The following is a 25,946-nucleotide window of genomic DNA, read 5'->3' as shown; positions in this document are numbered from 1 at the left end:
AACTCGTTACTGTACCGACTAGACGGTGCAGAAGTCCGACGCGACGCGTCGCCCTGGCCGTCCCGTGCTCGTGAAAGGCCTCCCCATGGCTCAGATCCTCACGGCACCGGCCTCCTCGACGACGACCCCCGCCACCGTTCCCGCGGCCACCCCGGCCGCCCCGGTGCGGCGGTGGGTCGCGCTCGCCGTGCTCATGCTGCCGGTGCTCCTCGTGTCCATCGACAACACCGTCCTCAGCTTCGCGCTGCCGCAGATCTCGGCCGCGCTCGAACCCGGCGGCACCCAGCTGCTGTGGATCGTCGACGTCTACTCGCTCGTGCTGGCCGGCCTGCTCGTCCCCCTGGGCTCCGTCGCCGACCGCGTGGGCCGCCGCCGCCTGCTGCTGACCGGGGCCGCCGGCTTCGCCGCCGTGTCCGCACTGGCCGCCTTCGCGCCCAGCGCCGGTGCGCTCCTGGTCGCCCGGGCGGGCCTCGGGTTCTTCGGGGCCATGCTCATGCCCTCGGTGCTGTCGTTGCTGCGCAACGTCTTCACCGACCGCACCGAGCGCCGGCTCGCCGTCGCCGTCTTCGCGTCCACGTTCACCGTGGGGTCCGCCGTCGGCCCGATCGTCGGCGGCGTGCTGCTCGAGCACTTCTGGTGGGGCTCGGTCTTCCTGCTCGCGGTGCCGGTGCTCGCGCTGCTGGTCGTCCTGGCACCCGTGTTCGTGCCCGAGTCCCGCGACCCGGCGCCCGGCCGCGTCGACCCGGTGTCCATCGCGCTCGTCATGGCCGCGATGCTGACGGTCGTGCTCGGGATCAAGACGCTGGCCAAGGGCGACCTCCTCGGTCTCGCGGAGCTCACCGTGGGCCTGGGCGTCGGGGCGGTGTTCGTCCGTCGCCAGCTCCGGCGGCCGGACCCGATGCTCGACGTGCGGCTGTTCGCCCACACCGCGTTCACCGGCAGCGTGCTGGTCAACCTGCTGTCGGTCTTCGCGCTCGTGGGATTCCTCTTCTTCGTCTCCCAGGACCTGCAGCTCGTCCTCGGTCTGTCCCCGGTCCAGGCCGGGCTCGTCCTCGTGCCGGGCACGGTGACCACGGTCGCGGCCGGGCTGTCGGTGGTGCGTCTCGTGCGGCGTGTCCGGCCCGCGGTCATCGTCGCCTCCGGGCTCGCGGTGTCGGCCACCGGCTACCTCGTGACCGCTCTGGTCGCGGGGCGCGGCGAGGCGGGCTGGATCGCGCTGGCGTTCGTGGTGCTCGCGCTCGGTGTCGGGATGGCCGAGACGATCTCGAACGACCTCATCGTCTCCAGCGTCCCGGCCGAGAAGGCCGGCGCCGCCTCGGCGATCTCCGAGACGGCGTACGAGCTGGGCGCGGTGCTCGGCACGGCGGTGCTCGGCGGCATCCTCACGGCCTCGTACCAGGCGGGTGTCCGGGTGCCCGACGGCGTGGCGCCCGGCGCCGCGGCACGGGCGACCGAGACGCTCGGCGGGGCGACGAACGTCGCGGCGACGTTGCCCCCCGGCCAGGCCCGTGCCCTGCTCGACTCGGCGCACGCCGCCTTCGGCAGCGGTGTCGTGACGACCTCGGTCATCGGCCTCGTCGCGGTGCTCGCCGCCGCCGGGATCGCCCTGGTGACGTTGCGGCGCGCCACCGCCTGACCGGCCGGCGGGGTCGTGGACGGAACGGCGCGGGATCGGTGTCAGGATGGTGGCACGATGACCGATCGCCGTGAACCGCCCCGTTGGCTGCGTTGGACCCTGGTGGCCTCCGCGGCCGTCGTCGCCTGCCTCGTCTACGGGGTCACGACCGCGTCGGCCGAGCTCAACCTCGGCCCGCACGAGGCCCTCTACGAGGTCGACACCGACGGCCTGGTGGTGACCGACCTGGGCCCGCTGGGCACCCTCGAGATCGACTCGCCCCTGCCGCTCGGCCTGGGGGCGGACATCACGGTCAAGGAGATCCCGGCGGACCTCACGGCCGTCGACCAGGCCTCGACGCTGGACCGCCTGGTCGGCGACCTCGACCGCTACCTGCAGTTCTACGACAGCCCCGAGATCACCATCGACGCCGCCACCCGGGCGCTCGTGGCGTCGGCGATCCGCCGGTCCGTGGCGGCGCTCGTCGTCGTGGGGCTGGCCGGGTGGGGCCTGAGCGCCCTGCTGGGCCGACGCCGTCGGAAGGAGCTCTCGGCGGTGCTGGCGCCGCGGACCTGGCAGCTCACCGCCGGGGTGGTCGTGGTGGCGGTCGTCGGGGCGACGGTCGTGTCCGGTGACGAGGCACCCGTGCGGTCCGGCCGTCCGGCGTCCGAGGTGTTCGCCGGGACGGCGCTGGAGGGCGCGCGCATCACCGGGCGGCTGGCGTCCGTGGTCGACACCTACGGCGGCCAGCTCCTGGAGCTGTACGACGACAACGAGGCCTTCTACGCCGCCGCCGACGACGACCTGCACCAGGCGTGGCGGTCCTGGCTGATCCGGGACGCGGTGCGGACCAACCTCGGCGACGTGTCCGCGAGCGGCGACGACGTGGTGACGATGCTCGTGGTCTCCGACCTGCACTGCAACACCGGCATGTCGACCCTGATCAACTCGGCCGCGACGCTGGCCGGCGCCGACGTCGTGCTCAACGCCGGGGACACCACGATGAACGGCACGGCCGTGGAGAAGGCGTGCGTCGACTCGTTCGCCGCGGCGGTCCCGGACGGCGTGCCGATGATCGTCGCGGACGGCAACCACGACTCGGTCCTGACCTCCGAGCAGGAGGCCGCGCACGGCCAGACGGTGCTCGACGGGTCCGTCGTCGAGGTGGCGGGCGTGCGCATCCTGGGCGACCGCGACGCGCTGGAGACCCGCATCGGCGAGGGGACGTCGGTCGCGCGCGAGCGGACCCCGGCGGAGCAGGCGGAGGACCTGGCCGAGACGGCGTGCGAGGACGGTGACGTCGACCTGCTGCTGGTGCACACGCCGGTGGTGGGGACACCCGCCCTGGAGTCCGGCTGCGTGCCGTTCCAGGTCTCGGGGCACACGCACCGTCGGGCCGGTCCGGAGCAGGTGGGCCAGGGGATGCGGTACGTGTCCGCCAGCACGGCGGGCGCCGCGTCGGGCCAGGCGACCGTCGGGCCGCTGCGCGGGACGGCCGAGATGACGCTCCTGCGCGTCGATCCCGAGGAGGGTCGTGTGATCGACCTCCAGGTCATCACGGTGGACCCGGACGGCCAGGCCACGGTGCACGACCGGGAGCCGGTGCCGCCCGTGGTGCCCGCCGTGGGCCAGCTCGACCGCACGACGCCGTCGGAGGGTCCGTTCGACACGTCGCAGGACGACCCCTCGTCCTCCCCGGACCCGACGGAGACGGGCGGCGCGACCGGCGACGACGAGGTGCGGCCCTCGCCCTCGGCGAGCCCGGTCGGCCCGATCGCGCCGTAGGCCACCACGTAGGCTGCGGGTGTGAACGACACCGACACCGCCGGCCCGGCCGACCTGACGCCGGTGGCGCAGGACTACCTCAAGGCGATCTGGTCCGCGCAGGAGTGGACCGACGACAAGGTCACGACCGGCCTGCTCGCCGACCGCCTCGGTGTCGGGCCGTCCACCGTCTCCGAGACCGTCCGCCGCCTGACGGCGCAGGGGCTGCTCGGCCACGAGCCCTACGGCGGTGTCTGGCTCACCGAGGAGGGGAGCCGCCACGCGTTGACGATGGTCCGGCGTCACCGGTTGCTCGAGACCTGGCTGGTCCGTGAGCTCGGCTACGGCTGGGACGAGGTGCACGACGAGGCCGAGGTCCTCGAGCACGCGGTCTCCGACCGGCTGGTCGAGCGGATCGACGCCCGGCTGGGCCACCCCGTCCGCGACCCGCACGGCGACCCGATCCCGACCGCGGACGGGCGCGTGGTGCGCCCCGACGCCGTCCCCCTGGCGGACCTGGCCGAGGGGGAGCGGGGTGCGGTGGCCCGGATCTCGGACGCCGACCCGGACGCGCTGCGCTACCTCGCCGGCCTCGGCCTGGAGCTCGACGTCGAGGTCACGGTCGAGCGACGCCGTGACTACGCCGGGACGCTCTCCCTGACCTGGACCGGTCCGGACGGGCCGGTGGCGGTGGACCTGGGTCATCTCGCGGCCTCGCGCGTCCGGGTGGTCCGCGCGTAGGCTGGTCGGCATCCCCGACGACGTGCACCCCCTGAGGCGTGCGGCGTCGTCGAATCGTTTCGAGAGGATGTGATCGTGACCGTCGCACCGCCCCTTAGCCCCACTCGCGGTTCGGTCCAGGGCGCCGGCTGGGCCCTGTTCGCCCTGGCCCTCGGCGGCTTCACCATCGGCACCACCGAGTTCGCCACGATGGGTCTGCTGCCCCAGATCGGGGCCGACCTGCAGGCCAGCGACCCCGTCGTCGGGCACGCCATCACCGCTTACGCGGTGGGCGTCGTGGTCGGCGCACCGCTGCTCACGGTGGCCGCGGCACGGATGTCCCGCCGTCGGCTCCTGCTGCTGCTCATGGGGTCGTACACGGTGGCGAACGTGCTGTCCGCCGCCGCCCCGAGCATCGAGTGGCTGGTGGCCGGGCGGTTCCTCGCCGGACTTCCGCACGGCGCCTTCTTCGGCGTCGGGGCCGCCGTCGGGTCCGCGGTCGCGGGGCCGGGCCGCCGGGGACGCGCGGTGGCGATGATGATGACGGGACTCACCGTGGCGAACGTCGTCGGGGTGCCGATCTCCACCGCCGTCGGCCAGGCGTTCGGCTGGCGCGTGGCGTTCGTGCTCATCGGCGTCCTCGGTGGGATCACGCTGCTGGGGCTGTGGCGGTTCGTGCCGGAGCAGGGGCCGGTCGAGAGCAGCGTCCGCCAGGAGCTGGGCGCGCTGGCCAACGGCCCGCTGTGGGTCGCGTTCGTCGGTGGGGCCGTGGGGTTCGGCGGGCTGTTCGCGGTCTACACCTACGTCGCACCCACCGTGACCCGCGTGGCCGGCATGGGCGAGAGCTCCGTGCCGTGGGTGCTCGCCGTCATGGGCGTGGGGATGACCGTCGGCACCCTGCTCGGCGGCCGGCTCGCCGACCGGTCCGTCGTGGGCACCGTGCTGGGCGGCTTCGTCAGCACCGGGCTGTCGCTGGTGCTGTTCGCGCTCACCGCGACGAGCCCGCTCGGGGCCGTGGCCGGGCTCTTCCTGCTCGGGGTCACCTCGCAGGTGCTGGGGCTGGCCATGCAGACACGGTTGATGGACCTCTCGCCGCGGGCGCAGTCCCTGGGCGCGGCGCTGTGCCACTCGGCCCTCAACGTCGGCAACGCCGGCGGTGCGTTCGTCGGCGGGCTGGTCATCGCCGGCGGCTGGGGGTACGTGGCGCCCGCGTGGGCCGGCCTGGGGCTGACCGTCGTCGGTCTGGCCGTCGTGCTGGTCTCGCTGCGCACGCCCCGCCCGGCTCCGGCCCGCACCGTGTGAGGTACCGTCACCTCGTGACCGAGATCTCCGCGGACGCGACGGGCGGCAGCCCGGGCGCCGACGACGCCGCGGCTCCCGCGACGGGGCCGCGCCCGCTGGCCACCCGCCCCTACGCCCTGCTCCTCGTGGTGCTCGGGGCGGTCGGCTTCGGCGGAGCGCTCTGGCTGGCCATCGAGCGGATCCTCAAGCTGCAGGACCCGGACCGGGTGACCTCCTGCTCGATCAACCTGTTCCTCGACTGCGGCGTCGCCATGGAGTCGTGGCAGGGGTCCCTGCTCGGGTTCCCCAACCCCTTCATCGGCGTGGCGGCGTTCCCCGTGGTGATCACGACCGGTGTCGTGCTGCTCACCGGTGCCCGGCTGCCGCGCTGGTACCACCTGTGGCTGCTCGGCGGCACCGTGCTCGGCCAGCTGCTCGTGTTCTTCCTCATGTGGACGAGCTTCTACGTGCTCGTGGCGCTCTGCCCGGCCTGCATGGTCGTGTGGACCGCCATGTGGCCGCTGCTGTGGTTCCAGGTCGTGCGGGCCGTCCAGGAGGGGGACCTCCGGGTGGGGGACGGGCTGCGCCGCATCGTCGTGGGCAACCGCGGCGTGATCCTCGTCATCGGCTACGTCGTGGCGGTCGCCTGGCTGCTCGTCGCCGTCGGCGCCGCGCTGGTCGCCTCGTTCTGAGCCGGGCCGCCGCCCGACGGCGAGGTCCGGACCGGCGAAAAGGCCGCGGGTCCCGGACGGCCCGGCCGGTAGACTCGCCCGGGTGAGCACGCCGAACGCCGACACCACGGACATGCCCGTCACCCCGCAGCGCCCGGACGAGCCGGTGCACCGGTACACCCCCGCCCTCGCGCAGGAGATCGAGCTGCGCTGGCAGGACCGGTGGGACGAGCGCGGCACCTTCTACGCCGCGAACCCGACCGGAGACCTCACGGGGGCGGGCGGTGCCCGGCCGACGGGTCGGCCGTTCTTCATCATGGACATGTTCCCGTACCCCTCGGGCGCGGGTCTGCACGTCGGCCACCCGCTCGGGTTCATCGCCACCGACGTCGTGGGCCGTTTCCGCATGATGTGCGGCGACAACGTGCTGCACGCCATGGGCTTCGACGCCTTCGGCCTGCCCGCCGAGCAGTACGCGGTCCAGACCGGTGAGCACCCCCGCCTGGTCACCGAGCGCAACATGGTCACCTACCGGCGCCAGCTGCGCCGGATGGGCCTGGGGCACGATCCGCGGCGCAGCTTCGCCACCATCGACGACGACTACGTGCGCTGGACCCAGTGGATCTTCCTGGAGATCTTCGACTCCTGGTACGACGCCGACGCCGAGCAGGCCGGGAAGCGGGCCGACGGCAGCCCGACCGCCCAGCGCGGCAGGGCCCGACGGATCGCCGAGCTGCGCGACGAGCTGGCCGCGGGCGCGCGTGCCGTGCCCGGCCACGACGGCGACAACACGGGCGGTGCCGTGTGGTCCGCGCTGGACGCGAACGAGCAGCGCGACGTGCTGGACTCCCAGCGGCTCGCCTACGTCGACTCCTCCCCGGTCAACTGGTGCCCCGGCCTGGGCACCGTGCTGGCGAACGAGGAGGTCACGGCCGACGGCCGCTCCGAGCGCGGCAACTTCCCGGTGTTCACCAAGAACCTGCGCCAGTGGAAGATGCGGATCACCGCCTACGCCGACCGCCTGGTCGACGACCTGGACCTGATCGACTGGCCGGACAAGGTCAAGGCGATGCAGCGCAACTGGATCGGCCGCTCGACGGGCGCCAACGTGACCTTCCACGTGGTCGGCGCCGGGGACGCGGACGCCGACGCCGCGGGCGCCGGTGGCGCGATCGAGGTGTTCACCACCCGCCCCGACACCCTGTTCGGCGCGACCTTCATGGTCGTCTCCCCCGAGCACCCGCTGCTGGACGAGGTGCCGGCCACCTGGCCCGACGGCACCCGCGAGGTCTGGACCGGCGGGCACGCCTCCCCGGCCGAGGCCGTCGCCGCCTACCGCCGCCAGGCAGCGGCCAAGACCGCCGTCGAGCGCCAGGCGGACGCCGGCAAGAAGACCGGCGTGTTCACCGGCCACCTGGCGGTCAACCCGGTCAACGGCGAGACGGTCCCCGTCTTCACCGCCGACTACGTGCTCATGGGGTACGGCACCGGCGCCATCATGGCCGTCCCGGGCGGTGACGACCGCGACTTCGCGTTCGCGACGGCCTTCGAGCTGCCCGTCGTGCACACCGTCGAGCCTGCGGGCGGTCTGCCCGAGGGGCACGAGGGCGCGTGGACCGGTGACGGCGTCACGGTGCGCTCGGCCAACGACGAGATCTCCCTGGACGGGCTGGGCGTCGAGGACGCCAAGGCGCGCATCATCGCCTGGCTCGAGGAGAAGGGCACCGGCCGCGGCACCACCACCTACCGCCTGAACGACTGGCTGTTCAGCCGGCAGCGGTACTGGGGCGAGCCGTTCCCGATCCTGTGGGACGCCGAGGACCGCCCGGTCGCCATCCCCACCGACCGGCTGCCCGTGAGCCTGCCCGAGGTGCCGGACTACGCCCCCCGCACGTTCGACCCGGACGACCGCGACTCCGAGCCGGAGGCGCCCCTGGGCCGCAACGACGACTGGGTGCACGTCACCCTCGACCTGGGCGACGGCCCGCAGCGGTACCGCCGTGACACGAACACCATGCCCAACTGGGCCGGCTCGTGCTGGTACTACCTGCGGTACCTGGACCCCACGTGGGGCTCCGACGACCGGGCCGACGGCACCCGCCCCGTGGTCGACCCGGCCCTGGAGGAGTACTGGATGGGGCCGCGGCACAACGACACCACCGGCCCGGCCGGCGGCGTCGACCTGTACGTCGGCGGCGTGGAGCACGCGGTGCTGCACCTGCTGTACGCCCGGTTCTGGCACAAGGTCCTGCACGACCTGGGCCACGTCAGCTCGATCGAGCCGTTCGGCAAGCTGTTCAACCAGGGCTACATCCAGGCCTACGCCTTCACCGACGCCCGCGGCGCCTACGTGCCCGCCGCCGACGTCGACGGTGACGAGCAGAAGGGGTGGACCTACGAGGGCCGCCCCGTCGAGCGCGAGTACGGCAAGATGGGCAAGTCGCTGAAGAACGTCGTCACCCCCGACGACATGTACGCCGAGTACGGGGCGGACACCTTCCGCGTCTACGAGATGGCGATGGGCCCGCTGGACCTGTCCCGTCCGTGGAACACCCGCGACGTCGTCGGGTCCCAGCGGTTCCTGCAGCGGCTGTGGCGCAACGTCGTCGACGAGACCGACGGCTCCCTGGTGGTCACCGACGACGAGCCGGACCGGGAGACGCTGAGGGCGCTGCACCGCACCATCGCGGACGTCCGCCTCGAGATGGAGCAGATGCGCCCCAACACGGCCATCGCCAAGCTCATCACCTACAACAACCACCTCACCGGGCTGGACTCCGTGCCGCGGGCCGCCGTGGAGCCGCTGGTCCTCATGGTGGCGCCCATCGCGCCGCACATCGCCGAGGAGCTGTGGGAGCGGCTGGGGCACCCCGACTCGCTGGCCCGGGAGCCGTTCCCGACGGCGCAGGACGAGTACCTGGTCGAGGACACCGTCACCTGCGTGGTCCAGGTCAAGGGCAAGGTGCGCGGCCGCATCGAGGTCTCGCCCTCGATCTCGGACGACGACCTGACGGCGGCGGCGCTGGCCGAGCCCAACGTCATGCGGGCGATCGACGGTGCCGAGATCCGCAAGGTGATCGTCCGGGCGCCGAAGCTGGTGAATGTCGTCGTCTGAGGTGGCGTCGGCACCTGGATCACGGCTGGCCGGGGCGCTCGCAGGGGTCGAGCGCGCCTTCGCCGCGCCCACCCTCGGGCTGCTGCACAAGGCCGAGGCGCCCCTGGTGGTCGCCGTGCTGCGCTGCGTCTTCACGCCGGACCGTCCCACCGTGGGCACCGAGCAGCTGCACGTGGAGGTGGACGACCTGCTCGCGGGGTTCCGGGCCGAGGCGGGGCCGCAGGCTCCCCGGGTGCCCGGCGATCCGGCGCGCGTGGTCTGCACGCGCTGGGTGCGCGAACGCTGGCTGGTGCGGGCGCTCGACGACGACGGGACCGAGCGCTACCAGCTCTCGAGCTACGCCACCGAGGCGCTCGACGTCGTCGCGCGCACCCAGGGCGGCCGGGGCCTGGTCAGCGAGTCGCGGATCCGCACCCTGCTGGTCGCGCTCGACGACCTGGCCCGGGACGCCTACCCGGACCGCGAGGCGCAGATGCGCCGGCTGCGCGCCCGGATCGACGAGGCGCAGGGCGAGCTCGCGCGGCTCGAGGCCGGGGGAGAGGTCGAGCCCGTCCCCGACGAGCGCCTCGGCGAGCAGTACGACCACCTGCTGTTCCTCGTGCGGGAGCTGCCGACGGACTTCGCCCGCGTCGTGGAGTCGCTGTCGGTGCTGCAGCGCGACCTGGTGACCCGGCTGCGTCAGGACGAACGGTCCACGGGCGTGGTCGTCGCCGAGTACCTGGACGCCTCGGAGAACCTCCTCGACGGCACGCCGGAGGGACGCGCCTTCGCCGGGGCCATGGAGCTGCTCGGTGACCCCGAGCTCCTGGACTCGCTCGAGCAGCGTGTCCGGCAGATCCTCGAGCACCCGTTCGCCGCCGAGCTCCCGGCGGCGCAGCGCGTCGCCCTGCAGGGGCTGCGCGCCCAGCTCGTCTCGGCGATCGAGGTGGTCCTGGCGGCCCAGGCCCGGGTCTCGCGCACGGTCACCGCCCAGATCCGCCACCACAACCCGCTGCGGGACCGGGAGGTCGACACCGCGCTGCGGGAGGCGACCGCCGCCATGGCGGACTGGTTCCCGGCCAGCGCGCGCGCCGCCCGCGTCGAGCCGTTGCGCTGGTTCGAGCGTGCCGTGCCCGGCCGGCTGCGTACCACGCTGCACGACCTGCGACCCGAGACGCCGCCCGAGGAGCTCGACCCCGGGGCCGCCGACGACGTCGGCGACACCGACGGGGCGATCGACGACCTGCGGGCCATGGGCGGCCCGCACCACCTCGACCTCGCCGCCCGGCTGGCCGCCCTGACGGCACCGAGCACGGTCGGGGCGGTCTTCGCGCAGGGGCCGGCCGCCCTGCGGCGCCCGGTGGAGCTGCTCGGCTACCTGGACCTCGTCGCCGCGGACGGCGACGCCGACGCGACCGCAGGAGCCGGCACCGGCGACGTCCCCGCGGCCGACCTCGAACGCGTCACGGCCACCCGCGCCGACGGCACCACCCGCGACTTCGTGCTGCCCCGTACCCCGATCAGGAGGACCGATGACTGACGTCGCCGAGACCGAGGTGCCGCCGTCGGGCACGGGCGCCGACGAGCCCTTCGTGGAGGCCGCCGCGATCGAGGACGAGGACACCGCGCTGTTCGCCGGCGACACCGGCGTGCTGCCGTTCGAGGCCCGCCGCGTCCTGGCGCTCGTCATGCAGCGGCGGTACCTGTCGGCGGCCGAGCACCCGGCGGAGTGGACGGCGCTGCTGACCCACCAGCAGGTGCTGTCGTCCCGACTGCACGACCTCTTCGTCGAGCTGGTCGTGGACCGCGACTACGAGATCGCGTACAAGCGCCAGGTGCGCCCGGACGGCCTCGCGGTCCCGGTGCTGCTGCGGGACGAGCCCTTCAAGCGGGTCGAGACGTTGCTCATGCTCTACGTGCGCAACCGGTACCACCAGGAGCAGGGCGCCGGGCACCCGGCCGCCTACGTCGACGCCGAGGAGATGACCGACTACGCGCTCGGGTTCCTCGCCCACGATGAGACCAACCTGGCGGCTCGGCACCGGGAGATCGACAACGCCGTCGCCGCCCTGGTGCGCGAACGCGTGCTGGAGGAGGTCGCGACCGGGCGCTACCGCGTCGGACCGGTCGTGGAGATCCTGCTGCCGGTCGACCGGCTGCGCGAGCTGACGGCCTGGCTGAGCGGCCAGGACGGAGCCGACCGCCACGACGGCACGGCGGGGACGGGGGAGGACGCGTGACCACCACGACGACGGTCCGCATGAACGACTCGCTGTTCGGGCTGATCCCCGCGGCCTCGGACGGGCGCCAGTGGACGGCCACCTCGATGCAGCTCGTCAACTGGGGCGGCTACCACGGGCACCACGAGGTGCGCTTCTCCCCGCGGGCGACGCTGCTGTCCGGGGCGTCGGGCTCGGGCAAGTCGACGCTGCTGGACGCCTACATCGCCCTGATGATGAGCCACACCACCCCGTTCAACGGGGCGTCCAACGGTGCGGCCGCGGGGCGGGCCCGCGGGCGCGAGCAGCGCAACGTCCTGTCGTACGCCCGCGGCAAGCAGGACGAGTCCCGGGCGGACGGCGCCACCAGCCGCGAGCAGGTGCTGCGCGGCGACGGCGTCGACACGTGGACGGCGATCGCGATGTCGTGGACTGACCAGTCCGGGGAGGTCTTCACCGCGTTGCGTGCCTGGTACGTGCCGCGTGGCGCGACCCGCAACGAGGAGTGCGTCGTCGTGCGGGCCACCGCCGACGGCGCGTTCGACCTGCGGGACCTGGAGGCTCTGGCGCCGGGGCGGTTCGCGCGCCCCGGGCTGGCGGAGGCCGGGCTCACGCCGTTCGACACCGACATCGCCTTCGCCACCCGGCTGCACGCCGCGCTCGGGATCGGGGCGGCCGGGGACGGGCACCGGGCGATGCAGCTGCTCGGACGCATCCAGGCCGGACAGGCGATCACCACCGTCGACGCCCTGTACAAGGCGATGGTGCTCACCGAGCCGGAGACGCTCGAGGTGGCCGACCGCGCCGTGGAGCACTTCGACGAGCTCAGCGCCGTGCGCACCGAGATGCTCACCGCCACCCGCCAGGTCGAGGTGCTGCGTCCGATGCGCGAGCTGCGCGCACGGGTCGACGACGCCGAGGCGGCCGTGGCGCTGCTCGACACGCTGGGCGCGCCGGGCTCTGGCGCCGAGGCCACCACCACACCGTTCAGCGTGTGGCGCGACCGCCGCCGGCTCGCGCTCGTCCGTGCCGAGGAGGAGGTCAACCGCGCCGCGCACCGTGCCGCCGAGGAACGCCGCACCGCCGCCGCCGCGCGGATCGCCACCGCCGAGTCCGACCTCGAGGAGACCCGGGCCGCGCTGCGACGCCAGGGCGGCGACGCCATCGAGGCGGCGGAGCGGGAGATCCGCCGCCGGTCCGAGGAAATGGCGCAGGTGCACACCGCCCGCGCCAGCCTGGAGACGCAGCTCGCCGTGCTCGAGGAGTCGGTGGGCTCCCGCCGTGACTTCGACCGCGTCCGGCGTGCCGCGCACGACCTGGTCGAGCACCGCTCCGAGCGGTCCGCCGAGCTCGAGGACGCGGTCTACGGCGCCCGTCGCGCGGTCACGGACGCCGAGCAGCGGCTGGCCCGGCTGGAGCAGGAGGCGGCCTCGCTGTCCCGGCGTCGCGGCAACGTCTCCGCGGAGGACCACGCCGCCCGGGTCGCGCTCGCCGAGGCGGCCGGCCTCGACGCCGACGAGCTGCCGTTCGTCGGCGAGCTGCTCGAGGTCCGCGGCGAGTACGAGCCGTGGCGTGACGCCATCGGTCTGGCCCTGGGCGGCTTCGCCACCACGCTGCTCGTCGACGCCGAGCGCCTGGCGGACTTCCGGTCCGCGATCGACCGCGTCCCGCTGCGCCGCCGGTTGCGCTTCGAGGGCGTCCCCACGCACCGGCCCATGGGGGAGGACGCCGACCCGCGCACCCTGCCGGGACGGCTCGAGATCAAGGCCGGACCGTTCGGCGGATGGCTCGCCGACCGGCTCGCGGACCGGTTCGACCACGTCTGCGTCGACGACCCGTCAGAGCTGCGCGAGCACCGGCGGGCGCTGACCCGCACGGGACAGATCGCCGACGGCAGCCGCGGCGCGCACGGCGGCAGCCCGCGGGGATCCGTGCTCGGGTTCTCCAACGCGCGACGTCGTGACCGGCTGGCCGCCGACATCGAGTCCGCACGCACCGCGCTGCACGACGCCGGCGCGGCGCTGGAGGGGGCACGGCTGCGGCAGGCGGCGCACACCGACGAGTTCGTCGCCGCCGGCCAGCTCCTGCGGCTGAGCTGGGAGGACGTCGACGTCGACGGGGCCGAGGAGGCCCTGGCCGTGCGACAGGCGCGTCTCGCGTCGTTGCGCGACGGGTCCGACGTCGTGCGCGCCCTCGGCGACGACGAGCAGGAGCTGCGAGCCCGGCTGACCGCGCTGTACCGCGAGCGCGCCGACGCCGAGAACCGTGTCCGCGAGCTCGGCGAGCAGTGGGCGGCCATCACCGACCTCGTCGACCAGGTCACCGACGCCGTCGAGGGGGCCGAGGAGTCGGGCGTGGGGTGCACCGAGGTGCAGGAGCGCCGGCTCGAGTCGGCACTGACGGCGGTGGCGCCCGGCGACCCCGACCGGCTGCCGCTGGCCGCGCTGGACCAGGCGACCACCGCCGTGGCCCGCGAGCTGGTTCGCGACCGGGAGGCCTCCGTCGCGGCCGCGGAGGCCGCCCGGGCGGGTCTGCGCGGCGTGTTCGAACGGTTCTGCGACGCCTGGCCGCACCCCGACCTGGGGACGGACCCGGACGCGTCCTACGACGACTTCGCCCGGATCCTCGCCGAGATCGAGGACCAGCGGCTCTACGAGCTGACCGAACGGTGGTCGCGGACCCTGGGGCGGCTCAGCGGCCACGACCTGACCCTGCTCGGCAACGTGATGAGCCGGTCCGTCGCCCAGATCCGCGAGCGCATGGAACCGGTCAACCAGATCCTGGCGACCCTGCCGTTCCGCGACGACGCCCACCGGCTGCGCATCACCGCGCAGGTGACGGAGGCGCGGGACGTCGTGTCCTTCAGGCGTCGCCTGCGCGAGCTGGCCGCGGACCCGGGGGAGCAGACCCCCGCCGAGCGGCAGCGGCGCTACGAACGGATGGCACGGCTCGTCGACCGTATCCGCCCCGACTCCCCGGAGCGGCGGAGGCTCGTGGACGTGCGCGAGCACGTGCGGATCAGCGCCGAGTGCGTCGACCTCGACGGGAACCACGTCTCGGTGTACGACCACATCGCCGGCAAGTCCGGCGGGGAGTCGCAGGAGCTCGTGGCGTTCATCGTGGGCGCGGCCCTGCGGTACCAGCTCGGTGACGCCGGGGCCGAGCGCCCCCGGTACGCGCCGGTGTTCCTCGACGAGGCGTTCATCAAGGCCGACGCCCGGTTCGCCGGACGTGCGGTCGGGGCGTGGCAGGGGCTGGGATTCCAGCTCGTCATCGGCGCGCCGCTGGACAAGGTCAGTGCGCTGGAGCCGCACGTGGACGTGGTGCTGCAGGCGGTCAAGGACCCGGTGGGCCGCTCCCGGCTGGTCACGCTCGTGGGGGCGTGACCGGCCGCGGATCGGGTCAGCGGCCGATCGGCCAGACGAACCGGATCTTGACGGGGGCCTCGGTGCGGGGCACGAACCGGATGCGGCCGGTGTGGGCGTCCTCCGCGGGCACGCGGATCGTGATCGTGCGCCACCGACCGGTCGAGGACCGGGCGTCGATCGTCCCGAGGCGCCGGCTGCCGACGTAGACCGTGGTGCGCCCGGCCTTCGGCCCGGTGCGCACCCGCAGGCGGACGCCGCGGACGTCCGTGAACCTGTCCTCGGTCTTCGTCGGGCCGCCCCACGTGGTGGTGAGGTAGGCGTACGGGTGGGTGAGTGCGCCGTCGTCCTTCACCAGGGTCGTGTCGACGAAGTCCATGAGGGGTGTCAGCGGCGCGGTGGTGCAACGGCGCTTCGACCACCGGCTGACGTTCCCGGCGGCGTCGCGGGCGCGGACGCGCAGGCAGTCCTGCTCACCGGGCTCGAGCAGGAGCCGGTACCTCAGCCTGTCGGGCGACCTCCACGTGGTCGAGCCGGGCGTGTGCCAGTGGCTGCCGGGGTGCCGCACCTGGACCTGGTAGCCGGTGACCCCGCTGTCGTCCCGGGACGCCGTCCACGTGGCCCGCGGCTTCCACCACCAGATGCCGGAGAAGTCGGGCTCCTTCGGCGGGAGCCAGCGCTTCTGCGTGACCTGGGGAGTCGTGGGCGGGGTGTCGTCGGCCGCCGTCGCGGCGGGCGCCGCGACCAGCGTCCCGGAGAGCGCCACGACGACGGTGAGGAGCACGCCGAGGAGGCGTCGGCGAACAGGGCGGGGACCGGCGGCCATGGGTGCTCCGAGGGGGCGCGACATCAGGATGAGCAGGACTATAGCGACATCCGTCACACGGCCCTGCAGGGCCGATGTGTCGGGCATGGTTCGCGGACGTGACGATCCGGCGTCCGCCGAGCACCACCCGAGGACAGCGCGCGGACGCGTAGGTAGTGTCACCCGTGTGACCGAATCGACCCCGCTGATCGCCAGCCCCGAGCCCTCCGTCGAGGGGTTCGTGCGCGAGTACCTGCGCGAGCTCAACTTCACCCAGGGCACGGTCCTGGAACGCGCCAGCACGAACGACAAGTACCTGGCCCTGGCCCGTACCGTCCGCCACTACCTGATGGCGAGCTGGATGCGGACCACGAGCGAGCACCTGCGCACCCAGCCCAAGGCCGTGGCCTACCTGTCCGCGGAGTACCTGCTGGGCAGGCAGCTCGACAACGCCCTCATCGCGGCCGACCTCACCGACATCGCCTCCGAGGCGCTCGCCTCCCTGGGCATCGACGTGGCCGAGCTGCGCGAGGCCGAGGTGGAGCCGGGGCTCGGCAACGGCGGCCTCGGCCGGCTGGCCGCCTGCTTCATTGACTCGCTGGCGACGATGGCGATCCCGGCGATCGGCTACGGGATCCGCTACGAGTACGGCATCTTCCGGCAGAAGTTCGAGGACGGGTGGCAGGTCGAGAAGCCCGACCGCTGGCTCGACAACGGCTCGCCCTGGGAGTTCGCCCACCCCGAGCACGAGGTCACCGTCAGCTTCGGCGGTCACGTCGAGACGGTCTCCGAGGGGGAGGGCGCCGACGCCGTCGAGACGTCGCGCTGGGTGCCCGGCTGGGAGGTCCTCGGCGTGCCCTACAACTACATGGTCCCCGGCTACCGCAACGGGTGCGTCAACACGCTGCGGCTGTGGAGCGCCCGGGCCACGCACGCCTTCAACCTGGAGACCTTCAACTACGGCGACTACGCCGAGGCGGTGCGCGCCCAGACGTTCGCCGAGAACATCTCCAAGGTGCTCTACCCGGAGGACTCGACACCGCAGGGCAAGGAGCTGCGGCTGCAGCAGCAGTACTTCTTCGTGGCCTGCTCCCTGCGGGACTTCATCGACCAGCTCCTGCCGCAGGGGTTCGACCTGCACCGGCTGCCGGAGCGGGTCTGCTTCCAGCTCAACGACACGCACCCGGTCATCGCGGTGCCCGAGCTCATGCGGATCCTCGTCGACGAGGAGGGCTTCGCCTGGGACGAGGCGTGGGAGGTCACCCAGGGCTGCTTCGCCTACACCTGCCACACCCTGCTGCCCGAGGCGCTCGAGGTCTGGCCCGTCGACCTGCTCGGTCGGCTGCTGCCCCGGCACCTGGAGATCATCTACCGCATCAACGACGAGTTCCTCGAGGAGGTCCGCGAGGCCTCCGGCGACGACGCGGTCCTCGTGCGGCGGATGTCGATCATCGCCGAGCACCCCGGACGCGCCGTGCGCATGGCGCACCTGGCCACGGTGGCCGCGACGAAGGTCAACGGCGTCGCCGAGCTCCACTCGCAGCTGCTCCGCGACAAGGTGCTGGCGGACTTCGCCCGGCTGTGGCCGGAGAAGTTCACCAACGTCACCAACGGCGTGACCCCGCGCCGCTTCGTCCGGATGGCCAACCCGCGGCTGTCGGAGCTGATCACCGAGGCGATCGGTGACGGCTGGGTCACCGACCTGGACCGCCTGCGCGAGCTGGAGCCGCTGGCCGACGACCCGGAGTTCCGGCGTCGGTTCCGCGAGGTCAAGTCGGCGAACAAGGAGCGGCTCGCCGACTTCCTCGCACGGCGCGACGGGATCGAGGTCCCGGTCGACACGATGCTCGACGTCATGGTCAAGCGCCTGCACGAGTACAAGCGCCAGACGCTGCAGATCCTGCACGTCATCACCCTCTACGACGGGATCGTCTCCGGCCGCCTCGCGCTCGAGGACGTGGTGCCGCGCACCGTCGTCTTCGGTGCCAAGGCCGCCCCGGGGTACGCCATGGCCAAGCAGATCATCGGGCTGATCAACCACGTCGCGGCGGTGGTCAACAACCATCCGGAGGTCTCCCGGGTGCTGCGCGTGGCCTTCCCGGCGAACTACAACGTCACGGTGGCGGAGACGCTCATCCCGGCCGCGGACCTCTCGGAGCAGATCTCGCTGGCCGGCAAGGAGGCCTCGGGCACCGGCAACATGAAGTTCGCGCTCAACGGTGCGCTCACGATCGGCACCGACGACGGGGCGAACGTCGAGATCCGCCAGCTCGTGGGTGACGACCACTTCTTCCTGTTCGGTCTGACGGAGCCCGAGGCCGCCGCCGTCGCCGAGGCCGGCTACCGGCCGGCCACGTACTACGAGGAGAACGCGACGCTGCGGCGGGCACTCGACCTGATCGCCCGTGGCGAGTTCTCCGGCGGGGACCGGCAGACGTTCGAGCCGATCGTGTCCAACCTGCTCGGCGAGGACCGCTTCATGGTCCTGGCGGACTACCAGTCGTACCTGGACGCCCAGCAGCGCGTCGAGGCCGCCTACCGCGACCCGGACGCCTGGAGCCGGTCCGCGGTGCTCAACGTCGCACGGTCGGGCTTCTTCTCCTCGGACCGGTCGATGCGCGACTACCTCGACCGGATCTGGCACGCGGAGCCGCTGGAGTCCTGACCGCCGCCTCGCCGTCGGGCACCGGTGCGTCACCGGTGCCCGACGGCGGGCCCGGCCCGCGCGGGCGGGGAAGAGACCCCGCAGGTCCACGGCCCGGCCCGGCGCGACCCCACGGGTGCCTGTGGCTACACTCGTGGCGACATGCGTGACCTACCGGCCGTCCGCGTCGTGACCGACTCGACCGCCTGCCTGCCCGGCCCAGGAGACCCGCCCACCGACTCGTTGCTGCCCGCAGAGCTGGCGCCCGTCGTCGTCCCCCTGCACGTGGTGACGGACGACACTGACCTGCGCGAGGGCGTCGACGTCCGCGCTGCCGAGGTCGCGGCGCGGATCGCCGAGGGAGAGCGGCTGACGACCTCGCAGCCCAGCACCGCCGAGTTCACCTCGGTCTACGGGGACCTCGCCGCCCAGGGCGCCCGCGCGGTGGTGTCGGTGCACCTGTCCGGCAAGCTGTCGGGCACCGCCGGGACCGCCGAGCGTGCCGGGCAGCGGGCGATGCTCCCCGTGCGCGTCGTGGACTCGCGCACCGCCGCGATGGGGCTCGGGTTCGCCGCGGACGAGGCGGCTCGCTGCGCGGCTGCGGGCTGCGACGCGAGCCACGTGGCCCGGCGGGCGGCCGAGGTCGCCGCCTCCGCGCGGACGACGTTCCTCGTGGACTCCCTCGACCACCTGCGCCGGGGCGGACGGCTCTCCGCCCCGGCCGCCGCTCTCGGCACCGCCCTGGGCGTCCGGCCCATCCTCACCCTGGACGACGGCGCGATCGAGCTGACCCAGCGTGTCCGGACCCGCCGGGCCTCGGTGGCCCGGCTCGTCGGGCTGGCGCTGGAGCAGGTCCGTGCGGCCTCGCGGCCCGCCGTCGCGGTGCACCACCTCGGAGCACCCGAGCAGGCGGCCGAGGTCGCCGCCGCGCTCGCCGACCGGCTCGGGTTCCTGCCGGTCGTCACCCCCGTCAGTGCGGTCCTCGGTGCGCACGTGGGGCCGGGAGCGCTGGCCGTGGTGGTCGTCGACCGCGGCGGCCACGTGCACGACCTGGAGCCCGGCGGCCCCTGGTAGCGGGCGCCGCGGCCATCCACACCCGCGCCCGTCCACAGACGCGGGCCGGCCACCGTCGGCAGCACCGGAGGCGGCCCTAGCGTCGCGCCGTGACCACGGCACCTCCCGACCTCCCCGACGACCGGCTCGACCCGGCGGCGGGCCGCCGCGAGGCGTTGCGCGCGGCGCTCGCCACCCCGCCCGACACCGCTGCACCCGACGAGCTCGTCGAACGACTGCGCTCCCGGCGCTCGGCCGGCCACGTCGCCGCCGCCTACAGCGCCGCCCACGGGCACCCGGTCGACCTCGAACCCGCCCCCGGGCGGAGCCGCTGGGCACTCGCCGGGCCGGCCGGGACCGCGGCAGCCGCCGTCCTGCTCCTCGTCGCCGTGATCGCGGCCGCCGTCGCGCTGTGGCCCCGCGAGACCCTCGAACCGCTGCCCGTGCCGGCCGCGACCGCGGCCCCCGCCGCGCCGGTCGCCCCCGGTGGCGACGGCTCGTCGGACCGGACCGACCCGGCGGCCGCGCCCCCGCCGGGTGCCGACGACCCGGGACCGGCCGTCGTCGTGCACGTCATCGGGCAGGTCGCCGCACCCGGGCTGGTCACCGTGCCGGCGGGATCACGGGTCGCCGACGCCGTCGAGGCCGCGGGCGGTGCCGGTCCGGAGGCGGACCTCACCGCCCTCAACCTGGCCCGTCCGGTCGTGGACGGCGAGCAGGTCCACGTGCCGGCGCCGGGGGAGGAGCCGCTCGTGGCCGACCCGCCGGCCGGCGGGTCCGGCGCGGACGCCGGTCCGGTTCCGCTCAACACCGCCGACGCCGTGGCCCTGACCGCTCTGCCCGGCGTCGGGCCCGTGCTGGCCGACCGGATCGTCGCCTGGCGTGACGAGCACGGGCCCTTCTCCCGGCTGGACGAGCTCACGGAGGTGTCGGGGATCGGCCCGGTGCTCCTCGAGGGACTGCGCGACCGCGTGGTGCTGTGACGCGGGACCTGCGGCTCGCGCCGGTGCTGGCCGCGGCGTGGGTCGCCTCCTGGGCCCTGACGGGGACGTCGTCGGCGTGGGCCGGACCGGTGGTCGCCGTCGGCGCGGCGGTGCTGCTCGCGGTCGGCGCGGTGCTCGCGGCCGACGACGCCCGGCGGCGCGGGCGCCCGGTCGTGACCCGCCCGGCGGTGACGCGCCCGGTCGTGACGCACGGCGTGCTCGTGACGGCGTGCCTGGTCGCCGTGGCCTCCTCGGTGGCGGTCCAGAGCGACGCCCGCGGTCCGCTGAGCGGGCTCGCCGCGGACGGCGCGGTCGTGACGCTGCACGGCGAGGTGGTCTCGTCGGCCCGTCCCGCTGCTCGCGGGGACGGCGAGCGGTGGGTGCTGGCCGTCGACGAGGTGATGACCCGCGACGTGCTCGTCCCGGCGGTGGGGCACGTCATGGTGACCGCTCCGGGGCCGGCGCCGCGTGTCGGCGCCACCGTGCGCCCCCGGGGCCGGCTCGCACCGCCCGCGTTCGGTGCCGGGGTGGTGGCGGCCGCGCAGGTCCCGTCCGCGGTGCCCGAGACGGCAGCGCCCGGACCGGTCGGGCGGCTGACGGACCGGCTGCGTTCCGAGCTGCTCGTCGTGACCGGGGGGCTGTCGCCGCAGGCCCGCGGTCTGGTGCCCGGGGCCGCGGTGGGGGACACCTCGCGGGTGCCCGCCCCGATCGACGAGGCGATGCGCGTGACCGGTCTGACCCACGTCACCGCCGTGTCGGGCAGCCACTTCGCGATCGTCCTGGCGGTCGCCGGTGCCGCGTGCGTGGCGCTGCGGATCCCCCGGGGCGCCCGGGTGCTGCTGCTGGCGCTCGTGGCGGTCGGCTTCGTGCTGCTCGTCCGTCCCGAGCCCAGCGTCCTGCGGGCGGCCTGGACGTGTGCCGTCGCGCTGCTCGCCCTCGCGCTGGGACGGCCCTCGGCGGGTTTCTCGGCGCTCGCGACGGCCGCCACCGTGCTGCTCGTCGTCGACCCGTGGCAGGCACGCTCCTTCGGTTTCGCGCTGTCGTGCGCGGCCACCGCGGGGATCGTCCTGCTGACCGGACCCCTCGCCCGGCGGATGGCGCCGTGGTGCGGCCGTGGACCCGCCTTCGCGGTCGCGGTGCCCGTCGCCGCCCAGGCGGCCTGCGGGCCGGTGCTGATCCTGCTCGACCCGGTGGTGCCGACCACCGCCGTCGTGGCCAACCTGCTCGTGGCGCCGGCCGTGGTGCCCGCCACGGTGCTCGGGCTGGCGGCCACGCTGACGGCCCCCTGGGCCCCGGGGCTCGCCGGGGGGCTGGCCTGGCTGGCCGGGCTGGCGACGGGATGGATCGCCTCCGTCGCCACCACGGCCGCGGCGGTGCCCGGGGCCGGTGTGCCGTGGCCGGGAGGACCGGCCGGCGCCGCGCTGCTCGCGCTGTCGACGGCCGCCGTGCTCCTGGCGGTGCTGCGACGTCCGCCCGGGCGGGGCTGGCCGGCGGGCCGGGACCCGGCGTCCTGGGTGGCGCGAGCCCGGCGCCGGGCGCGACCGGGCCGGCGGACGGTCGCGGTGGTGCTCCTCGGGGGTGCGGCCGGCACGGTCGTGCTCGTCGTGCTGCTGGTGCTGGTCCGACCCGTCGGCGCGGGGGTCCCGGCGGACTGGCAGGTCGTGGCCTGCGACGTGGGGCAGGGCGACACCCTGGTGGTGCGCAGCGGGCAGCGCGCCGCGGTCGTCGTCGACGTGGGTCCGCCGGGGCAGGACGCGGCCCGCTGCCTGGACCGCCTCGGGGTCGACCGGGTCGACCTGCTGGTCCTGAGCCACTTCCACGCCGACCACGTCGGAGGCCTGCCCGCCGTCCTCGCGGGCCGTGGGGTGGCGGCGGCGCTGGTGTCCCCGGTCGACGACCCGCCCGAGGGTGCCGAGCGGACCAGGGCGACCCTCGAGCTCGCCGGCGTGCCGGTGGAGGTGGCCGGGCGGGGCCGGCACGGGACCGCCGGTGACGTGACCTGGACCGTGCTGGGCGCCGACGTGACCGCTGTGTCCGCGAACGACGGCAGCGTCGCGCTCGCCCTGCGCACGGCGGGTGGCGTGGACGTCGTCGCGCTCGGCGATCTCGAGGTGCCGGGGCAGCAGCGGCTCGTCGCCGACCTCGCGTCGACCGGGTACCCGGCCGACCCCGTCGAGGTGGTCAAGATGGCGCACCACGGGTCCGCCGCGCAGTCTGCCGAGCTGGCCCGGCTGCTCGACCCCGCCGTCGCCCTGGTCTCCGTCGGGCGCAACGACTACGGGCACCCGACCGACACGGCGATGCAGATGTACCGCCAGGTCGGCGCGCGCGTGGTGCGCACGGACCGCTGCGGCGCGGCCTCGCTGGTCGTGCGGGACGGTGCGCCGGCCCTGGTGTGCGAGGGGTGACGCCAGGGCCGCGGCGTCAGCGCGCGAGCAGTCCCCGGAGGATCTCGAACCGCTGGTCCCACGTCCAGACACCTTCGACCCAGGCGGGCCCGGCCGCCCCCATCCGCGCCCGTCGTGCGGGGTCCTGCAGGAGCTCGACGAGGCGGGCGGCGACGTCACCGGGGTCGGTGCCGTCCACCACGAATCCGGTCACACCGTCGTCCACGGCGTCGGGGGCGCCGCCGGAGTCGCCGACGACGACGGGCAGCCCGGCCGCCTGCGCCTCCAGGTAGACGATGCCGAGACCTTCGACCTCGAGACCGCCCCGTCGCGTCCTCGAGGGACCCGCGAAGACGTCCGCGGCACTGTAGAAGGCGGGCATCGCGGTGTGCGGGTGGCCGCCGGCGAGGACGACGCGGCCCCCGAGGCCGTGCGCGTCGACGAGCCGCCGCACGCGGTCGGCGTAGGGGCCGTCGCCCACCAGGAGCAGGTGCGCGTCCGGCACGGCACGCAGGACCTCCGGCATGGCCCGCACGAGGGTGTCCTGCCCCTTGCGCTCCACGATCCTTGCGGCGCAGAGCACGACGGGTGCGTCCGACGGGATCCCGTAGCGGTCGCGCACCGCACGGCCCCCGGCCGGGTCGGTACCGGCGAAGGCCGACGGGTCCACGCCGGGCGAGAGCCGCACGGCGCGGGACACGACCTCGGGCCCGACGGCCTCGGCCAGGACGTCGACCGTCCGGTCCGACAGGTAGGTGAGGTGGTCGACCGAGCGACCGATGCGCCGCAGCGCCGCCCGGGTGCCGGGCACCCGCGCCCACCACAGCTCGTGGCCGTGGGTCGTGGCGACGAGGCGCCGGACGTCGGTCCGCCGGCGCAGCGTCGGTGCCATGAGGCCCAGCGGGGCCGCCGCCCCGAACCAGACGGCGTCGCACCGGTACTCCTGCACGAGGCGGACGACCTCCCGGGTCCGCGCCGGGGTCGGCAGCAGCATCCGCGTGCGTGCCCGGACCACCGGGTGGGGCAGCGTGCGGTCGTACCCCTCCTGGCCCGGCGTCGAGGACGTGTGGACGACCACCTCGTCGGGGTCGAAGCGGGAGGTCATCGCGTGGACGAACGTCTCGATGCCGCCCTGGCGGGGAGGGAAGTCGTTGGTCACGACGAGGGTCCGGGGCACCGGGCCAGGCTACCCGGCGCCTCACCGGACCGGGACGCCGTGTCGGTCGGGTCTGGCAGGCTGTCCCCGTGCCCTCCACGAACCGGTCCCGCTCGTCCCGCCGCTCGGGGGCGTCGGCGAACACGCGCCCCTGGGACGACCCGACGCTCGCGCCGGTGATCCTCGTCCGGGGCCCGGAGGACCTGCTCGCCGAGCGCGCGGTGGACGGCGTCCTGGCGCTCGCCCGCGAACAGGACCCCGCGGTGGAGAAGGCCGAGCTGGACGCGCCCACCTACGCGGCCGGCCAGCTCACCGTGGCGGCCAGTCCGTCACTGTTCGGCGAGGCCAAGGCCGTGGTGGTGCGCGGTGCCGAGGCGTGCACCGAGGACCTGGTGGCCGACGTCGTCGACTACGTGGCCGCCCCGGACCCGGAGACGATCGTCGTCGTGGTGCACCGCGGGGGCAACCGAGGCAAGAAGATGCTCGACGCGATCGTGGCCACCGGGGCGCCGGTGCTGCAGTGCGACGCGATCACCAAGGACGCCGACAAGGTCGCGTTCGTGGCCGGGGAGTTCCGGGCGGCCCGGCGACGGGCCGAGCAGGCGGCGGTGCGGGCGCTGGTCGACGCGCTCGGGAACGACCTGCGCGAGCTGGCGGCCGCCTGCTCCCAGCTGGTGGCGGACACCGCCGGGACGATCTCCGCCGAGACCGTCGACCGGTACTACGGCGGTCGCGTCGAGGCCACGGGCTTCAAGGTGGCCGACGCCGCGGTGGCCGGCGACGCCGGCGCGGCGGTGGCCCTGCTGCGGCACGCCCTCGCCACCGGGGCGGACCCGGTGCCCGTGGTGGCGGCCCTGGCGCTGCGCCTGCGCACCCTCGCCCGCGTGGCCGCGATCCGGGGCGGGTCGACGACGGCGCGGGAGCTCGGTCTGCAGGACTGGCAGGTGCGCAACGCCCAGCGGGACCTGTCCCGGTGGACGCCGGAGGGGCTGGCCGCCGCGATCTCGGCGGTGGCCCAGGCGGACGCGGACGTCAAGGGCGGCGGCCGTGATCCGGTCTACGCGGTCGAGCGGGCGGTCCTGACGATCGCCCGGTCCGGCGGGCGGTCCTAGCCCCGGGCACGAGAACGCCCCCGCACCCGACGGGGTGCAGGGGCGTTCGGCGGCCAGCGGTCGCGCGGGCGACCGGGCGGCGTCAGAGCTTGTCGACGGCCTTGGCCAGCGCCGACTTGCGGTTCGCAGCCTGGTTGGGGTGGATGACACCCTTCGAGACAGCCTTGTCGAGCTTGCGCGAGGCGTCGCGGAGCGCCGAGGTGGCGGCGTCCTTGTCACCGGCGGCGACGGCCTTGCGGACCTTGCGGACGTACGTCTTGAGCTCCGACTTCACGGAGCGGTTCCGCAGGCGCGCCTTCTCGTTCTGCAGGTTGCGCTTGATCTGAGACTTGATGTTTGCCACGAGAGAACTTCCTGGTGTGTTCGCCTGTCGGCGAGCGGATAGGTCGTAGAGGGCGGCCGCACTTCCGGGACTGGGGGTGGGGAACCCGTGGAGAGGAACTGCGGCGGTGTCCGCCGACCTGGGCGGACACGCAAGGATCTACGGTACCAGCCGGGATCGGGACGTGGTAACCGGTGTGACCGACGCCGCGTCAGCGGCGGGCGCGTCCCATCGTGTCGACCACCTGGCGGAAGGTCGCGGCGTCCAGGACCGCGCCCTCGCGGCGCACGGCATCCGGTGCCACCCGCACGACGCGGTTGACCCGGACCTCGCTCGGCCGGCCCCGGGCGTCCCACGGACCCGACCCGATGTCCATCCACAACCGCCCGAACCGGGCCTCCTGGGCCGCGTCGCGGTCGTGGTTCTTGCTGGTCAGCTGCAGACCGAGCAGCCAGGGTCCGTCGTGGCCGACCAGCAGCACGGGGCGGTCCTTGCCGCGGGTGTGGTCCTCCTCGAACGGCACCCACGTCCACACGATCTCGCCGGGGTCCGGGGCGCCGTCCGGGTGCGGGGAGTACACGGGGCGCACGATGCCGGTGAAGTCACCCGGGTAGGAGGGCGCCCGTTCCGGTCGCCCGGGGGCGGGACGTCCCGCCGGCGGGCGGCGTCGGGCACGCCCGAGGACCGCCGCGAGGGCGCGGCCCGCGTCGCGCAGGAGTCTCGTCCACCGGTGGCTCGCCATGACGGACAGCCTA

Annotated in this window: 18 protein-coding genes; 14 read left to right on the top strand and 4 right to left on the bottom strand. The window is 74.5% G+C overall.

Features of this window, described 5'->3' with window-relative positions; all coding sequences use genetic code 11:
* Positions 1-85: 85 nt before the first annotated feature.
* The 9 genes from Q6349_RS12415 to Q6349_RS12375 all read left to right on the top strand — a co-directional run bounded on the left by Q6349_RS12415 (position 86) and on the right by Q6349_RS12375 (position 14,750).
* The gene (locus Q6349_RS12415; protein WP_304604323.1) at positions 86-1,636 is read left to right on the top strand and encodes an MFS transporter; all 1,551 of its coding nucleotides are present in this window, start codon (positions 86-88) and stop codon (positions 1,634-1,636) included.
* Between the two features lie 57 nt (positions 1,637-1,693).
* The gene (locus tag Q6349_RS12410) at positions 1,694-3,400 is read left to right on the top strand and encodes a metallophosphoesterase (protein ID WP_304604322.1); all 1,707 of its coding nucleotides are present in this window, start codon (positions 1,694-1,696) and stop codon (positions 3,398-3,400) included.
* A gap of 21 nt (positions 3,401-3,421) precedes the next feature.
* Positions 3,422-4,120: a metal-dependent transcriptional regulator gene (locus Q6349_RS12405; protein ID WP_171247924.1), complete on the top strand. Its 699-nt coding sequence runs from the start codon at positions 3,422-3,424 to the stop codon at positions 4,118-4,120.
* A 75-nt stretch (positions 4,121-4,195) separates the two neighbouring features.
* A complete protein-coding gene (locus tag Q6349_RS12400; RefSeq protein WP_304604321.1) occupies positions 4,196-5,401 on the top strand; it encodes an MFS transporter in 1,206 nt (401 codons plus the stop codon).
* Positions 5,402-5,415: 14 nt separating this feature from the next.
* Positions 5,416-6,072 (top strand): vitamin K epoxide reductase family protein, encoded by a 657-nt coding sequence (locus tag Q6349_RS12395; protein WP_304604320.1) that lies wholly within the window; start codon positions 5,416-5,418, stop codon positions 6,070-6,072.
* 112 nt (positions 6,073-6,184) lie between these two features.
* Positions 6,185-9,166 (top strand): leucine--tRNA ligase, encoded by a 2,982-nt coding sequence (gene leuS, locus Q6349_RS12390; RefSeq protein ID WP_304604470.1) that lies wholly within the window; start codon positions 6,185-6,187, stop codon positions 9,164-9,166.
* A complete protein-coding gene (locus tag Q6349_RS12385; protein WP_304604319.1) occupies positions 9,153-10,685 on the top strand; it encodes a DUF3375 domain-containing protein in 1,533 nt (510 codons plus the stop codon). The genes leuS and Q6349_RS12385 overlap by 14 nt, the downstream gene beginning before the upstream one ends.
* Positions 10,678-11,385 (top strand): DUF4194 domain-containing protein, encoded by a 708-nt coding sequence (locus tag Q6349_RS12380; protein ID WP_304604318.1) that lies wholly within the window; start codon positions 10,678-10,680, stop codon positions 11,383-11,385. Before Q6349_RS12385 ends, Q6349_RS12380 begins: the two co-directional genes overlap by 8 nt.
* Positions 11,382-14,750: an ATP-binding protein gene (locus Q6349_RS12375; RefSeq protein WP_370375618.1), complete on the top strand. Its 3,369-nt coding sequence runs from the start codon at positions 11,382-11,384 to the stop codon at positions 14,748-14,750. Before Q6349_RS12380 ends, Q6349_RS12375 begins: the two co-directional genes overlap by 4 nt.
* 16 nt (positions 14,751-14,766) lie before the next feature.
* Here the strand turns inward: Q6349_RS12375 and Q6349_RS12370 are convergent, their stop codons facing one another.
* Entirely contained in the window at positions 14,767-15,555 is a 789-nt protein-coding gene (locus Q6349_RS12370) for a hypothetical protein (protein WP_304604317.1), read from the bottom strand.
* Between the two features lie 166 nt (positions 15,556-15,721).
* Here Q6349_RS12370 and Q6349_RS12365 point away from each other — a divergent pair, with 166 nt between their 5' ends.
* The 4 genes from Q6349_RS12365 (at position 15,722) to Q6349_RS12350 (ending at position 22,622) form a co-directional block, all read left to right on the top strand.
* Entirely contained in the window at positions 15,722-18,199 is a 2,478-nt protein-coding gene (locus Q6349_RS12365; RefSeq protein WP_304604316.1) for a glycogen/starch/alpha-glucan phosphorylase, read from the top strand.
* Between the two features lie 141 nt (positions 18,200-18,340).
* Positions 18,341-19,252, top strand: coding sequence for a DegV family protein (locus tag Q6349_RS12360; protein WP_171247930.1), 912 nt, complete (start codon positions 18,341-18,343; stop codon positions 19,250-19,252).
* Between the two features lie 89 nt (positions 19,253-19,341).
* Positions 19,342-20,214 carry a helix-hairpin-helix domain-containing protein gene (locus Q6349_RS12355; RefSeq protein WP_304604315.1) on the top strand — a complete coding sequence of 291 codons (873 nt, stop codon included), beginning with the start codon at positions 19,342-19,344 and terminating at the stop codon, positions 20,212-20,214.
* Positions 20,211-22,622 (top strand): ComEC/Rec2 family competence protein, encoded by a 2,412-nt coding sequence (locus Q6349_RS12350; RefSeq protein ID WP_304604314.1) that lies wholly within the window; start codon positions 20,211-20,213, stop codon positions 22,620-22,622. The genes Q6349_RS12355 and Q6349_RS12350 overlap by 4 nt, the downstream gene beginning before the upstream one ends.
* A gap of 16 nt (positions 22,623-22,638) precedes the next feature.
* Here the strand turns inward: Q6349_RS12350 and Q6349_RS12345 are convergent, their stop codons facing one another.
* Positions 22,639-23,778 carry a glycosyltransferase family 4 protein gene (locus Q6349_RS12345; RefSeq protein WP_304604313.1) on the bottom strand — a complete coding sequence of 380 codons (1,140 nt, stop codon included), beginning with the start codon at positions 23,776-23,778 and terminating at the stop codon, positions 22,639-22,641.
* Between the two features lie 68 nt (positions 23,779-23,846).
* On the opposite strand from Q6349_RS12345, the gene holA reads away from it, so the two are divergent.
* Positions 23,847-24,869: a DNA polymerase III subunit delta gene (gene holA / locus Q6349_RS12340; RefSeq protein ID WP_304604312.1), complete on the top strand. Its 1,023-nt coding sequence runs from the start codon at positions 23,847-23,849 to the stop codon at positions 24,867-24,869.
* Between the two features lie 82 nt (positions 24,870-24,951).
* Here holA and rpsT read toward each other — a convergent pair whose 3' ends face one another.
* Together rpsT and Q6349_RS12330 are read right to left on the bottom strand one after the other, a co-directional pair.
* Positions 24,952-25,212, bottom strand: a complete 261-nt coding sequence (rpsT, locus tag Q6349_RS12335; RefSeq protein WP_171247934.1) for a 30S ribosomal protein S20 — start codon at positions 25,210-25,212, stop codon at positions 24,952-24,954.
* Positions 25,213-25,402: 190 nt separating this feature from the next.
* A complete protein-coding gene (locus Q6349_RS12330; protein ID WP_304604311.1) occupies positions 25,403-25,933 on the bottom strand; it encodes a type II toxin-antitoxin system PemK/MazF family toxin in 531 nt (176 codons plus the stop codon).
* Between the last annotated feature and the right edge of the window lie 13 nt (positions 25,934-25,946).

The organism is Isoptericola sp. 178, from assembly GCF_030586525.1.
GTDB lineage: Bacteria > Actinomycetota > Actinomycetes > Actinomycetales > Cellulomonadaceae > Isoptericola > Isoptericola sediminis.
This window is presented reverse-complemented; position numbering and strand designations above follow the sequence as displayed.

Bases quoted from the DNA above. Each gene is read 5' to 3' on its own strand.
- Q6349_RS12415 (WP_304604323.1), top strand. From the start codon at position 86: ATGGCTCAGATCCTCACGGCACCGGCCTCCTCGACGACGACCCCCGCC.
- Q6349_RS12410 (WP_304604322.1), top strand. From the start codon at position 1,694: ATGACCGATCGCCGTGAACCGCCCCGTTGGCTGCGTTGGACCCTGGTG.
- leuS (WP_304604470.1), top strand. From the start codon at position 6,185: ATGCCCGTCACCCCGCAGCGCCCGGACGAGCCGGTGCACCGGTACACC.
- Q6349_RS12385 (WP_304604319.1), top strand. From the start codon at position 9,153: ATGTCGTCGTCTGAGGTGGCGTCGGCACCTGGATCACGGCTGGCCGGG.
- Q6349_RS12380 (WP_304604318.1), top strand. From the start codon at position 10,678: ATGACTGACGTCGCCGAGACCGAGGTGCCGCCGTCGGGCACGGGCGCC.
- Q6349_RS12370 (WP_304604317.1), bottom strand. From the start codon at position 15,555: ATGGCCGCCGGTCCCCGCCCTGTTCGCCGACGCCTCCTCGGCGTGCTC.
- Q6349_RS12360 (WP_171247930.1), top strand. From the start codon at position 18,341: ATGCGTGACCTACCGGCCGTCCGCGTCGTGACCGACTCGACCGCCTGC.
- Q6349_RS12330 (WP_304604311.1), bottom strand. From the start codon at position 25,933: ATGGCGAGCCACCGGTGGACGAGACTCCTGCGCGACGCGGGCCGCGCC.